General features: G+C 72.1%; 17 protein-coding genes. 9 read left to right on the forward strand and 8 right to left on the reverse strand.

All coding sequences use genetic code 11. From position 1 onward, the window contains the following. The gene (locus tag Q1K57_RS05640; protein ID WP_300079886.1) at positions 1-1,650 is read left to right on the forward strand and encodes a phospho-sugar mutase; all 1,650 of its coding nucleotides are present in this window, start codon (positions 1-3) and stop codon (positions 1,648-1,650) included. Then, entirely contained in the window at positions 1,647-2,228 is a 582-nt protein-coding gene (locus Q1K57_RS05645; RefSeq protein WP_300079888.1) for a uridine kinase, read from the forward strand. Before Q1K57_RS05640 ends, Q1K57_RS05645 begins: the two co-directional genes overlap by 4 nt. On the opposite strand, the gene Q1K57_RS05650 is transcribed toward Q1K57_RS05645, so the two are convergent. Then, the gene (locus Q1K57_RS05650) at positions 2,170-2,922 is read right to left on the reverse strand and encodes a TMEM175 family protein (protein WP_300079890.1); all 753 of its coding nucleotides are present in this window, start codon (positions 2,920-2,922) and stop codon (positions 2,170-2,172) included. The genes Q1K57_RS05645 and Q1K57_RS05650 overlap by 59 nt on opposite strands. Positions 2,923-2,945: 23 nt before the next feature. Here Q1K57_RS05650 and Q1K57_RS05655 point away from each other — a divergent pair, with 23 nt between their 5' ends. Continuing rightward, positions 2,946-3,932 (forward strand): SDR family oxidoreductase, encoded by a 987-nt coding sequence (locus Q1K57_RS05655; RefSeq protein WP_300079892.1) that lies wholly within the window; start codon positions 2,946-2,948, stop codon positions 3,930-3,932. A 33-nt stretch (positions 3,933-3,965) separates the two neighbouring features. Here Q1K57_RS05655 and Q1K57_RS05660 read toward each other — a convergent pair whose 3' ends face one another. The 5 genes from Q1K57_RS05660 to fabG form a co-directional block, all read right to left on the reverse strand. Then, positions 3,966-5,105, reverse strand: a complete 1,140-nt coding sequence (locus tag Q1K57_RS05660) for an SPFH domain-containing protein (protein ID WP_366525339.1) — start codon at positions 5,103-5,105, stop codon at positions 3,966-3,968. A gap of 46 nt (positions 5,106-5,151) precedes the next feature. Further along, positions 5,152-5,619, reverse strand: a complete 468-nt coding sequence (locus Q1K57_RS05665; protein WP_300079894.1) for an NfeD family protein — start codon at positions 5,617-5,619, stop codon at positions 5,152-5,154. A gap of 1 nt (position 5,620) precedes the next feature. Next, positions 5,621-6,403 carry an ABC transporter ATP-binding protein gene (locus tag Q1K57_RS05670; protein WP_300079896.1) on the reverse strand — a complete coding sequence of 261 codons (783 nt, stop codon included), beginning with the start codon at positions 6,401-6,403 and terminating at the stop codon, positions 5,621-5,623. A gap of 30 nt (positions 6,404-6,433) precedes the next feature. After that, positions 6,434-7,207: an enoyl-ACP reductase FabI gene (gene fabI, locus Q1K57_RS05675; protein ID WP_300079897.1), complete on the reverse strand. Its 774-nt coding sequence runs from the start codon at positions 7,205-7,207 to the stop codon at positions 6,434-6,436. Between the two features lie 69 nt (positions 7,208-7,276). After that, positions 7,277-7,993: a 3-oxoacyl-ACP reductase FabG gene (gene fabG / locus Q1K57_RS05680; RefSeq protein WP_300079899.1), complete on the reverse strand. Its 717-nt coding sequence runs from the start codon at positions 7,991-7,993 to the stop codon at positions 7,277-7,279. A 49-nt stretch (positions 7,994-8,042) separates the two neighbouring features. Between fabG and Q1K57_RS05685 the strand changes: the two genes are divergently transcribed. From Q1K57_RS05685 to Q1K57_RS05710, 6 genes are read left to right on the forward strand one after another with little or no spacing between them, the layout of a single operon-like run. Continuing rightward, the gene (locus Q1K57_RS05685) at positions 8,043-8,366 is read left to right on the forward strand and encodes a DUF3099 domain-containing protein (protein WP_300079901.1); all 324 of its coding nucleotides are present in this window, start codon (positions 8,043-8,045) and stop codon (positions 8,364-8,366) included. After that, positions 8,363-9,136, forward strand: coding sequence for an SURF1 family protein (locus Q1K57_RS05690; protein ID WP_300079903.1), 774 nt, complete (start codon positions 8,363-8,365; stop codon positions 9,134-9,136). Before Q1K57_RS05685 ends, Q1K57_RS05690 begins: the two co-directional genes overlap by 4 nt. Then, the gene (locus Q1K57_RS05695; RefSeq protein WP_300079905.1) at positions 9,136-9,891 is read left to right on the forward strand and encodes an SDR family oxidoreductase; all 756 of its coding nucleotides are present in this window, start codon (positions 9,136-9,138) and stop codon (positions 9,889-9,891) included. The genes Q1K57_RS05690 and Q1K57_RS05695 overlap by 1 nt, the downstream gene beginning before the upstream one ends. A 1-nt stretch (position 9,892) precedes the next feature. Then, on the forward strand, positions 9,893-10,696 hold the full coding sequence (locus Q1K57_RS05700; RefSeq protein WP_300079906.1) for a putative RNA methyltransferase: 804 nt from the start codon (positions 9,893-9,895) through the stop codon (positions 10,694-10,696). 52 nt (positions 10,697-10,748) lie between these two features. Next, positions 10,749-11,228 (forward strand): DUF2975 domain-containing protein, encoded by a 480-nt coding sequence (locus Q1K57_RS05705; protein WP_300079907.1) that lies wholly within the window; start codon positions 10,749-10,751, stop codon positions 11,226-11,228. Next, positions 11,225-11,482: a helix-turn-helix transcriptional regulator gene (locus Q1K57_RS05710; RefSeq protein WP_300079987.1), complete on the forward strand. Its 258-nt coding sequence runs from the start codon at positions 11,225-11,227 to the stop codon at positions 11,480-11,482. Before Q1K57_RS05705 ends, Q1K57_RS05710 begins: the two co-directional genes overlap by 4 nt. Here Q1K57_RS05710 and Q1K57_RS05715 read toward each other — a convergent pair. Then, the gene (locus Q1K57_RS05715; protein WP_300079908.1) at positions 11,440-11,952 is read right to left on the reverse strand and encodes an SRPBCC family protein; all 513 of its coding nucleotides are present in this window, start codon (positions 11,950-11,952) and stop codon (positions 11,440-11,442) included. The two genes, Q1K57_RS05710 and Q1K57_RS05715, sit on opposite strands and share 43 nt — an antisense overlap. Then, positions 11,949-12,302, reverse strand: coding sequence for a metalloregulator ArsR/SmtB family transcription factor (locus tag Q1K57_RS05720; RefSeq protein WP_300079909.1), 354 nt, complete (start codon positions 12,300-12,302; stop codon positions 11,949-11,951). The genes Q1K57_RS05715 and Q1K57_RS05720 overlap by 4 nt, the downstream gene beginning before the upstream one ends. Positions 12,303-12,311: the final 9 nt, after the last annotated feature.

Below are 12,311 nucleotides of genomic sequence, written 5' to 3' on the forward strand. Positions count from 1 at the left end.
ATGCTGACCGATGCTGCGGTCGCGGCCATCGAGGCCTGGCGCGACGCCGACCCCGACCCCGCCACGGCGATGGCCCTCGGCAACCTGCTCGACAAGGCACTCACGGGCGACACCGACGCCGAGGCCGAACTCGCCGACGCCTTCGCTGGACGCCTCGCCTTCGGCACCGCCGGGCTCCGCGCAGCCCTCGGGCCCGGCCCGAACCGCATGAACCGCGTGGTCGTGAGCCAAGCGGCAGCCGGTTTGGCGCGCTGGCTGGTGGCCTCCGGCCACGAGGGGGCGAAGGTGCTCATCGGGTACGACGCCCGCTACAACTCCGACGTGTTCGCCCGCGACACCGCCGAGATCCTCGCCGGGCACGGGCTGGCCCCGGTGCTCACCGAAACGTACGTGCCGACGCCGGTCGTCGCGTTCGGCATCGGCCACCTCGGCTGCGTGGCGGGCGTGGTCGTGACGGCGTCCCACAACCCGCCGCAGGACAACGGGTACAAGGTGTACGTGGGCGGCAGCCAGATCGTCCCGCCGACCGACGCGGAGATCGCTGCCGAGATCGCCGCGGCGGCGTCCGGGCCGGTCGCCGACCTGCCCCGGTCGACCACCTACGCGACCGTGGGCGAGGACCTGCTCGACGCCTACGTGGCCCGCGTCGCCTCGCTCGTGCCGGGCGACGCCCCGCGAGATCTCGTGTGGGCCTACACCCCGATGCACGGCGTGGGCGCCGAAGTCGTGGCCCGCGTGCTCGACCGGGTCGGCTTCCCGCCACCGTCGCTCGTCAGCGAGCAGGCGCTGCCCGACCCCGCTTTCCCGACCGTCGCGTTCCCGAACCCGGAGGAGCCGGGGGCCATGGATCTCGCCCTGGCCCTCGCCCGCGAGGCCGACGCCGACGTGGCGATCGCCAACGACCCGGACGCCGACCGCTGCGCCCTCGCCGCCCCGGTCGACGGCGCCTGGCGCATGCTGACCGGCGACGAGCTGGGTTGGCTGCTCGCCGACGACGCGCTGCGCCGCGGAGCGCCGGGCGTGTACGCTTGCTCGGTGGTGAGCTCGACGTTGCTCGGCGAGCTCGCCCGCGCGGCCGGCCAGCCGTTCGCGATGACCCTGACCGGCTTCAAGTGGATCGGCCGGGTGCCGGGCCTGGCGTTCGGCTACGAGGAGGCCATCGGCTACTGCACCGACCCGGCTGCGGTCGCCGACAAGGACGGCATCTCGGCGCTGACCCGGGTGCTCGCCCTCGTCGCCGGTCTGCGGGCCGAGGGCCGGACGGTCGCGGACCGGCTCGACGAGATCGCCGCCACCCAGGGCGTCCACCTCACCTCGCAGCTGTCGTTCCGGGTGGCGGAACTGAGCCTCATCGCCGACGCGATGGCTCGCATCCGCGCGCACACGCCGACCGAGTTGGTCGGCGAGCCGGTGACGTCCGCCGATCTCGCTGACGGCTGGAACGGGCTGCCCCCGACCGACGGCGTCCTGCTCCAGACGCAGCGGTTCCGGGTCGTGGTGCGGCCTTCTGGCACCGAGCCGAAGCTGAAGTGCTACCTGCAGGTGCGGCTGCCGCAGGAGCAGTCCGCCGACCTGCCCACGGCGCGGGCGGAGGCTGCCGGGCTGATGGCCAGACTGCGGTCCGAGATGGCGGAGGCGCTCGGACTGTGACCCGGATCGTCCTGCTGGCGGGGCCCTCGGGCAGCGGCAAGTCGCGGCTCGCGCGGCTGCTGGGCGCCCTGGTCTTCCGGCTGGACGACTTCTACTTCGACGCCGACCACCCCGGACTGCCGCGGGCCCACGGCATCGTCGACTGGGACGACGCCGCCACCTGGGACGCCGCCGGTGCGGTCGCCGCGTTGGCCGAACTGGTGGGCACCGGCGCAACCCGCGTGTCCACCTACTCGATTGCGGAGAGCCGCCGCGTCGGCGTCCGGCCGGTCGAGCTGGGCGATCGCCCGCTCGTCGTGGCCGAGGGGATCTTCGCCGTCGAACTGCTGGCGCCCGCCCGGGAAGCCGGGCTCGACGTCGCGCCCGTCTACCTCGATCGCAACCGCACGCTCGTCGCCCTGCTGCGGTTGCAGCGCGATCTGCGGCAGCACCGCAAGCCGCCGCTGGTGCTGCTGCGCCGCGGGTTTGCGCTGTGGCGGGCCCAACCCGGGCTGAAGCGCCGGGCGCTGGCGGCCGGCTTCACCCCGCTGACGATGAGGCGGGCGCTCGCTGGGCTCGCTGCCGCACCCGCCGGTTGACGAGCCGCATGGCCATCATGAGGACGGGGAACACCATCCAGGCCCACAGAACCGCGAAGGGGTTCACTACGAGCAGGGGCAGGGTGCCCAGGAACATGAGGGGCAACACGAGCAGTGCGTTGCGGCGCAGGACGTAGTCGGTGCGGGTGACGATCGGCGAGAGCAGCCCCCGGTGGTAGGCGTACCACCAGCCCCACAGCTGGACCAGCCCCGTGAGGCCGAGCGTGCCGGCGTACAGGGCCACAGCCCACGCGTTGGGCGCGTGCTCGGCGAACAGCGCGGTCGGGAAGGGCACCAGCGCGATCAGGAAGAGCAGCGCGAAGTTCTGCCGGATCACCCACCCGTCGTAGCCCGTCATGAGGCGGAACCTGCGGAAGTGGGTGAGCCAGTTGGTCGCGATGATGAGGAAGCTCACCAGGAACGCCCCGAACTTCGGCAGCAGCCCGACGACGGCCTCACTGACCTGCTCTTCGGGGACCTCGGGAAGGCGGATGTCGAGCACGAGGAGGGTGAGGGCGATGGCGAAGACGGCGTCGGAGAAGAAGGCGAGGCGCTCGGTGTTGCCGCCCTCGTTGAGCAGCAGCCGGCGCTCGCCGTTCACGAAGGCGACCTGCACCGGGTCCTCGAGGAAGCCGGCCGGGTCGGCGTCCTCGGTCGGGTCGTCGGGCGGGGTCGTGTGGGGGCCATGCGCCATCCTGACACTGACAGACTGGGGTCATGCGCATTCTCATCACGGGTGGAAGCGGCACCATCAGCACCGCGGTCGTCGAACGGGCCCTCGCCGAGGGCCACGAAGTCAGCGTCCTCAACCGGGGCACCCGGGGGGCGCCGCCTGCCGGGGTCGAGCACCTCGTCGGCGACGCGAAGGACGCCTCAGCCCTGCGCGGGCTCGTCGAGGGACGCGAGTGGGACGCCGTCGTCCAGTTCCTCGCGTTCACCCCGGACGACGTCGAGCGCGATCTGCACTCGTTCGTCGGCCACGCCGGCCAGTACGTGCTCATCAGTTCGGCGACGGTGTACGAGCGGCCGTCGCGGTCGGTGGTGATCACCGAGGAGACGCCGCTCGGCAACCCGTTCAGCGCCTATGCGAGCGCGAAGATCGCCTGCGAGGACGCCCTGCGGGCCTCCTCCGGGGTGCCGTGGACCATCGTCCGGCCCACGCAGACCTACGACGAGCGGCGCCTCCCCGTGGCGATTCACACCGGGCGGCCGGGCGCGGTGCTGCAGCGGATGCTCGCCGGCAAGCCGGTTCTCGTCCACGGCGACGGCGAGTCGCTGTGGACCTCCACCTGGAACGCCGACTTCGCCGTCGGCCTCGTGGGGCTGCTCGGCAACCCGGACGCCTACGGCCGGGCCGTGCACATCACCGCGGAGGAGTCGCTCACGTGGAACCAGATGTACGCCACGCTCGGGGAGGTGGCCGGCGTGACCCCCGACCTGCTGCACGTGTCGACCGACATGCTCATCGACGTGCGCGCCGAACTCGAGGGGGCGCTGCTCGGCGACAAAGCCACGTCGGTCCTCTTCGACACGAGCTTGGTGCGCTCGCTGGTGCCCGCGTATGCGCCCGCCACGTCGTTCCGCCAGGGCGTGGAGCGGTGTTGGGCCTTCCTACAGGCCCACCCCGAACTACTCGAACCGGACGCCGCCCTCGACGCCCTCCACGACGACGTCGCGGCCCGCCGGGCCGCCTGGGCCCGGTAGGGGGCGGGGGCGGGCCGGCGGCGTCCGAACGGGTCAGGCGTCGGGGCGGAGGTCGCCGACCGGGTCGACGGGCTCGCCGGCCGTCAGTTCGTTGCCCGGCGTCACCTTGCCCTGCTCGATCTTCTGCGCCTCGGCGATGGCCTGGTTGACCGACTTGGCCGACTCGGCCTCCTCGGCCTTCTTGGACGCCTCGATCTCGGCGAACACGTCGACCTTCTTCGGCGCCTCGAAGCGGCTCGGGTCGACGGCGCCGAACGCCTTCGAGGCGAGCTCGCCGACGCTGCCGCCGCCCAGGCCCTTCAGGGCGTCGTTGAGCTCGGACGGGATGATCCACATCTTGTTGGCATCGCCCTTGGCGAGTTGGGGCAGCATCTGCAGGTACTGGTAGGCGAGCAGGCCCTGATCGGGCTCGGCGGCGTGGATGGCGTGGAACACGGTCGTGATGGCCTGCGCCTCGCCTTCGGCCCGCAGCATGGACGCCTGCCGATCCGCCTGGGCCCGGAGGACCGCGGACTCCCGCTCACCCTGGGCGCGGAGGATGCTCGACTCACGGTCGCCGGACGCCGACAGGATCTGGCTCTGCCGCTGGCCCTCGGCCAGCAGGATCTGGGCGCGCTTCTCGCGCTCGGCGCGCGCGCCCTTCTCCATCGCGTCGCGGATCGTGGCGGGGGGCTCGATCGAGCGCAACTCGACGCGGTTGACCTTGATGCCCCACTTGCCCGTGGCCTCGTCGAGGACAGCGCGCAGCTTCTGGTTGATCTCCTCGCGGCTCGTCAGGGTCTGCTCGAGGTCCATGCCGCCGATGATGTTGCGCAGCGTGGTCATGGTGAGCTGCTCGATGGCCTGGATGTAGTTCTGCGCCTCGTAGGCGGCCCGCACCGGATCGACGATCTGGTAGTAGATGACCGAGTCGATGCCCACCATCAGGTTGTCCTCGGTGATGACGCCCTGCGGCGGGAAGGGCACGACAGCCTCGCGCATGTCCATCGTGTAGCGGACGCGGTCGATGAACGGGACGATGAGGTGCAGGCCGGGCTCGATGGTCTTGTGGAACTTGCCGAGGCGCTGCACGATGCCGACCTGCATCTGCTGCACCACGCGCACGCCGAGGGCGAGCCCGACGATCGCGACCACGGCGATCATCAGGAGAAGGACGGTCAGGACGGGTGGCATGGGGAACTCCTCACGAGTGCTGGGTTCACCCCCACCCTACCCGCCGTCAGGAGCCGGACAGCGGCTTGTGCCGCGGGTACACCACCGCCGTCACGCCGTCGATTTCGAAGACCTCCACTTCGACGCCAGCGGCGATCGGCTCGCCGTCGTAGCTGCGCGCCGACCAAACCTCGCCGTTGATCTTCGCCTCGCCGTCGGACGCCGTGATCTCGCGCAGGGAGCGGCCCGTGGAACCGACCATCTTGTCGATCGAGCTGCGGTAGCCGGGCCCTTGGTGGAGGCGCTTCAACAGCTCGGGGCGCAGCAGGCCAAGCAGTGCGACCGCCACGACGACCGCCACGAGCAGGTGCAGCCAGACGAGCCCCGGGAACGCCAGGGCCGTCAGGCCGCCGGCGAGGGCGCCCCCCGCGAGCATGAGCAGGGTCAGGTCCAGGGTGAGCATCTCGGAGACGGCGAGGACACCGGCGGCCATCAGCCAGATCACCCAGAAGTTGTCCTGCACCCACTCCCACATGTCAGGCCGCCCGCGCGCTGTACCGGTCGCCCTCGACGCTGACGTGGAGGCTCAGGTCGAAGGTGCGGCTGAGCAGGTCGTCGGTGAGGGTCTCGCCGATGGGCCCCGCCGCCACGACGCGACCCCCCTTGAGCAGCAGGGCGTGCGTCATGCCGGGCGGGATCTCTTCCAGGTGGTGCGTGACGAGCACCGTCGCCGGGGCGTGGGGGTCGCCGACGATGTCGGTGAGCGTCGCCACGAGCGACTCGCGGCCGGCGAGGTCGAGGCCGGCCGCCGGCTCGTCGAGCAGCAGCAACTCGGGATCGGTCATGAGGGCGCGCGCGATCTGCACCCGCTTGCGCTCCCCCTCGCTGAGCGTGCCGAAGGTCCGCTTGGACAAGTGCTCCACGCGCAACTGCCTCATGAGGGACGCCGCCCGCTGGAAGTCGGTGACGTCGTACGACTCCCGCCACCGGCCCATGACCGCATAGCTGGCCGACACCACCACGTTGCCCACCGACTCCGACCGGGGGATGCGGTCGGCCAGAGCCGCCGAGGTGACGCCGATGCGCGGCCGCAACTCGAACACGTCGACCGCGCCCAGCACCTCGTCGAGGATCTCGACGAGACCCGACGTGGGGTGCAACTGCGCCGCGAGCACCTGGAGGAGCGTCGTCTTGCCGGCCCCGTTCGGGCCGACGACGACCCAGCGGTCACGCTCGTCGATGCGCCACGACACCTTGTCGAGGAGCGTGTTGCCCCCCCGCACGACGGTCACGTCCGCGAGTTCGACCACTCCTGCCATGCGCCCAACCTACCCCCTCGCCGGCGCCGCTCAGGCGCCGGTCGAGTGCAGGCCGCCGTCGACGTGGATCATCTCGCCGCTCGTCATCGGGAACCAGTCCGACAGCAACGCGACCACGGCCTTCGCCGTGGGCGTGGCGTCGGAGGCGTCCCAGCCGAGCGGGGCCCGGTCACCCCAGATGTCGTTGAACGACGTCGAGCCCGGGATGGCCTTCTTCGCGATCGTGTCGATCGGGCCGGCCGCCACGATGTTGCACCGGACGCCCTCCGGCCCGAGGTAGCGCGCCGTGTAGCGCGAGGCCGATTCGAGCGCCGACTTGGCCACGCCCATCCAGTCGTAGGTCGGCCAGCTGACGCGGGCGTCGAAGGTCAGCCCCACCACCGAAGCCGTCTCGCCGAACAGCGGCTTGCACGCCATCGTGAGGCTGACGAGCGAGTAGGCCGAGATGTGCATGGCCGTGGCGACGTCCTCGAACGGGGTGGTGAGGAACTTGCCACCGAGCGCCGTCTCGGGGTTCGCGAACGCCACCGAGTGCACGACGCCGTCCAGGCGCTCCACGCCCAGTTCGCGCAACTTCTCGGGCAGCGAGGCCAGGTGGTCGGCGTCCGTCACATCGAGCTCGAGCACCGCGGGAACGGGGTCGAGCCGCTTGACGATGCGGTGGGTGAGCGACAGCGCCCGCCCGAAGTTCGACACCACCACGGTCGCGCCCTCGGCCGCCGCGATCTCGGCCACCTTGTAGGCGATCGAGGTGTTCATCGTGACGCCGGTGACGAGAATCGTCTTGCCCTCGAGAATGCCCATGTCAGTCCTTTCGCTGGTCGAGCCCGTCGCTGGTCGCAGGTCGTTGATCGCTGGTCGAGCCTGTCGAGACTAGTGCCCCATGCCGAGGCCGCCGTCGACGCCCAGCACGGTTCCGGAGATGTAACTGGCCTCGGGCGAGGCCAGGAAGGCCACGGACGCCGCCACCTCGGCCGGGAGCCCGAGGCGTCCGGCCGGGATGGCCGCCTTGTAACCGGCGACCGTGTCCTCGGAGAGGACGGCCGTCATGTCGGTCTCGATGAAGCCGGGAGCGACGACGTTCGCGGTGATGCCGCGGCCGCCGAGCTCGCGGGTGAGCGAGCGGGCCATGCCGACGAGGCCCGACTTGGTGGCCGCGTAGTTGACCTGGCCGGGCGAGCCGTAGAGGCCGACGACCGAGCCGATGAAGATGATGCGGCCCTTGCGGAGCCGCAGCATACCCTTCGCCGCCCGCTTGGCAACGTTGAACGCGCCCTTCAGGTTCACATCGACGACGGCGTCGAAGTCGGCCTCGCTCATGCGGAGGATGAGGGTGTCCTTGGTGATGCCGGCGTTCGCCACGGCCACCTCGACCGGACCGTGCGCCTCCTCGGCCGCCTTGAAGGCCGCATCGACGCTCGCGGCGTCCGACACGTCGCAGGCGATGCCGAGGGCTCCGTCGGGGGCCTTGCCGCTGGTGCTGGCGCTGGCCACCTTGTCGCCGCGGGCAAGAAATTCGGCAACGATGGCGGCGCCGATGCCCCGGGCTCCGCCGGTGACGAGGATGCTGCGTGGGGTCTGCTCACTCACGGGGCAACGCTAGCGTGCGGCGTCGGGGCGGGGGGCTAGGCTGGCCGACATGCCCTCGCGGTCGCGGCCCACCATCATCACGGACGCGCGGTACGGCACGACGCTGTCCGTGGACGCCCGCGAGCGCCGCTACCTGTGGACGATGGCGTTCCGCGTCGTCGCGTTCCTGGCGGCCGTCATGTCTCCCCTGCCGTGGAACGTGCTGCTCATCGCGGCGGCCGCGTTCCTGCCGGCCATCGCCGTGCTGCTGGGCAACGCCCGCGACAACAGCCCCGCCCCGGTCGTCGGGGACGACGTGGTGCCCGACCGGCCGGCCCTCGGTGCCGGCACGGTCGTGCCGGGCGAGGTCGACCCCGAGGGCGGGGCGCGGTGAAGGGCATCCCCTGGACGCGATGGCTGCTGCTCACCCTCTTCGTGGTTGCCCTCGCCATCACGTTCGTCAATCTGGGCCGGTGGCAACTCGACCGGCTCGAGCAGCGGCGCGACCGCAACGCCGTCGTCGTCGAGCACGAGAACGCGCCCGTGGCGGAGTTCGACGCCATCTACACCCGCGAGATCACCGAGGCCGACCAGTGGCAGCGGGTGCGGCTGAGCGGCACCTACGACGCCGCACACCAGTTGGTCGTGCGCTACCGGTCGATCGAGGGGGCGACGGGCTGGGAGATCGTCGCGCCGCTCGACCTGGCCGACGGGCGGACGGTCCTGGTCGACCGCGGCTTCGTCGAGCGCCCCCGCGACCAGGACTTCCCGACCGTGGCGCCCCCGCCGCCGGCCGGCGAGGTGACGCTCGTCGGGTATGTGCGGCGCAACGAGCAGGGCCGCGACAGCGCCGTCACCCCCGATTCCGGCGCCGTGATGCTCATCAACTCCGACGCGATCGGCGCATGGCTGGGCCGGGACGTGGTGAACGGCTACGTCGGCGTCGTGGAGTCCGAGCCGGCCGACCCCGGCTTCACCGTCGTCGAGCCGCCACCGCTCACCGAGGGTTCGCACCTGAGCTACGCCCTGCAGTGGTTCGCGTTCACCGCGATCGCCGGTGTCGGGTTCGTGCTGCTGATCCGCAACGATCTGCGCGACCGGAAGAAGATGGCGGCACGAGCGGCGGCGTCGGTGCCGGCGTCCGTGTCGAAGGAGGAGGACTGATGGATCTCGGGCTGGCCGGCAAGGTGTTCGTGGTCACGGCCGCCTCGGGCGGCCTCGGCCGGGCGGCTGCCGAGGCGCTCGTGGGCGAAGGCGCCCAAGTGGTGCTCGTCGCGCGGCGCCCCGAGCCGTTGGACGCCGCCGTGGCGGCGCTCGGCCCGGCGGCCGTGGGGCTGGCGGCCGACGTGACCGAACCGGAGACGGCCCGGCGGGCGGTGGAGTTGGCCCTGGAGCGCTTCGGGCGGCTCGACGGGGCGCTCGTGAGCGTCGGCGGCCCGCCGCGCGGCACCGTGCTGGAGACCACCGAGGACGTGTGGCGCGACGCGTTCGCGTCGGTCGTGCTGCCGGCGCTGCGGGTGGCGCGCGAGGTGGTCGCGGCGGCATCCGGACCGGTGGCGCTGGCGTTCGTGCTCTCCACCTCGGCGAAGGAGCCGTTGGCTGTCATGGCCCCGTCGAACGTGACGCGGCCCGGGCTGGCGATGGTGCTCAAGCAGATGGCTGACGAGGTGGGCCCGTCGGGGTCGCGGGTCGTCGGGCTCATGCCGGGCACCATTCAGACCGACCGGATCGAGTTCATCACCTCCCAGGCCGACGACCCCGCGGCCGCCCTGGCCCAGATGGGAGCATCGGCGGCCTTGCGGCGCGTCGGGCAGCCGGCCGAGTTCGGGCGCGTGGCCGCCTTCGTGCTGTCCGATGCGGCGAGCTTCCTCACGGGCTGCATGATCCCGGTCGACGGCGGCCGCCTGCGCGGGCTCTGACGTGCTGGACGCCGCCCGCGGCCTGCTCGCCTGCCCCGTGTGCGCAGGCGCGCTCGACGTGGCGGAGCGCCCGGTGCGGTGCCGGTCCGCGCACAGCTTCGACGTGGCCCGGCAGGGGTATGTGAACCTGCTCGGGAGCACACCCCCGGCGAACGCCGACACAGCTGCCATGGTGGCCGCACGCGAGCGGGTGCTGGCCTCGGGGGCGTTCGACGCCGTGGATGCACTCGTCGCGCGACGGGCCGGTGCGGCCGGCTGCAGGACGGTGCTCGACGCCGGCGGAGGGACGGGCCATCACCTCGCGCGCCTGCTCGACGCACTGCCGGACGCCCGCGGCGTCAGCTGCGACGTGTCCGTGGCGGCGGCGAAGCGGGCCGGGCGGGCGCATGAGCGCGCGGCGTCCGTGGTGGCCGACACCTGGGGCACCCTGCCGCTGCTCTCACGCCGGTTCGACCTGGTGACGTGCTGGTTCGCGCCCCGGAACATGGCCGAGTTCGCCCGGGTGCTGGGCGACGACGGGTTGCTGGTCGTCGTGACCCCCGACGCCGGCCACCTCGCCGCCGTCCGCGAGCGCTACGGCCTGCTCGGCATCGAGCCCGACAAGGGAGACCGGCTGCTGCGGGCGGCGTCCGGGTTCTTCACGGCCGTGGGCAGCCAGAGGGTCCGGACGCCGCTGGCCGCCTCCGCCGGACTCATCGCGGACCTGGTCGCGATGGGTCCGAACGCCTTCCACGGCGTCCCCGACGACGTCGACGCGCTGGAGACCGAGGTCGCCGTGACCGTGTGGCTGTTCCGACGGTCCTGACCTTCATATCGTTTAACGGACGGTTCATATTGTTTTGCGATATGATGGGAGCATGTCCACGCTGCTGAGACTCCTGCTGTCCGGCCTGCTCACCGTGCTCGCCCTGGGCGTCTTGTTCGTCATGGGGTTGCTCGCCCCCCTGGCTGCGGCACAGCTCGCCGAGTCGTTCCCCGAGGTCGCGTACCTGCGGTGGCCCTACACGGTGCTGCTCTGGGTCACGGGCGCGTGCGCGCTGGTCGTGATCGGGCTCGCGGCGTCGGTGGTGTCGCTCGCGGGCCGGGACCGGTTCTGGTCGGCGCCGACGGTGCGGGCGTTCGGGCTCGCCGCGATCGCCCTGGTCGTGACCGGGGCCGTGTTCCTCGGCATCGACGCGCACCTCACCTTCTGGGTGCGCGCCAACCCGCCGGCCGTGGCGTACGGCCTGCTCGGCGGGGCGCTGGTGTGCCTCACCGCGGCCGCCGCGTGCTGGGCGGCCCGCGGAGAGGTCACGCGCGGCATGACGGTCCGCGACGAGTGGGCGGCTTTCGTCTGATGATCGTCGTCACGCTCGACGTCGCCCTCGCCCGCGCGAAGATGACGGTCACCGAACTCGCGGACCGCGTGGGCATCACCCAGGCCAACCTGTCGAACCTCAAGAACGGTCGCGCCCGCGGCGTCCGCTTCTCGACGCTGGACGCCATCTGCCGCGAGCTCGGCTGCCAACCGGCCGACCTGCTCGCCCATGCGCCCGACGCCGACGGTCGTCACTCCACCAGCCAGCCGCGTTCCCGCAGCGCGGCGCCGTAGGCGGCGTGACGCTCCTGCCAGATTTCCATCCAGTCGGACGCCTCGTGTCCGGCGAGGTGGGCGGTGAGGAAGGGATCGAGGTAGGTCTCCCACCCGGCGCCGTACCCGGCTGCGGCCAGGGCGGTCAGGCGCTCGTGGACGAGGGTGAGCCGAGCGTCGTCGCCGGCCGCGGTAACCGTGACGGTGAGGAGCGTGTCCACGCCTCCCACCGGCCAGGTGAACGCGAACGAGGACGCGGGCTCGCAGGCGACGATCGTGCACACGGGGGCGTCCATGTCGTCGAACTTCTGCACGAACGTGCCGCCCACCCGGAGCTCGCCCTCGACGGGCGCGTACCAGCGCGCGAGCCGTTCGGGGTCGGTGACGGCCGCCCACAGGTCGGCGGCGGAGGTGCGGTAGATGCGGTCGAAGGCGACGGCGACGGTCTCGTCGGCGGCGCGGGAGAGGGCTGCCTGGATTTCGGTGCTCATGCGCTTTCCTTCCTCTGGGCGTGGCTGGCCGGGGCCGGCGGGGCGTGCCGGCCGCGGGCGATCTCGGTCTCGAGTGCGTCGAGGCGCTGGCTCCAGAAGGCGCGGACGCCCTCCACCCAGGCTCCCGCCTCGTCGATCGCCTCGTGTTCGAGGCGATAGACGCGGCGGCGATCCACCGCTGTCGCGGAGACCACCCCCGCCTCCCGGAGCACCCGCAGGTGCCGCGAGACCGCGGGCCGGGACACGTCGAACTCCTCCGCCAGATCGCCCGCAGTCCGCTCACCCACGGCGAGCAGCTCGACGATGCGGCGACGGATGGGGTCCGCGAGCGCCTCCCAGGGATCGGCCATGCGGATATG

It is taken from the genome of Propioniciclava sp. (assembly GCF_029977985.1).
Lineage (GTDB): Bacteria > Actinomycetota > Actinomycetes > Propionibacteriales > Propionibacteriaceae > Propioniciclava.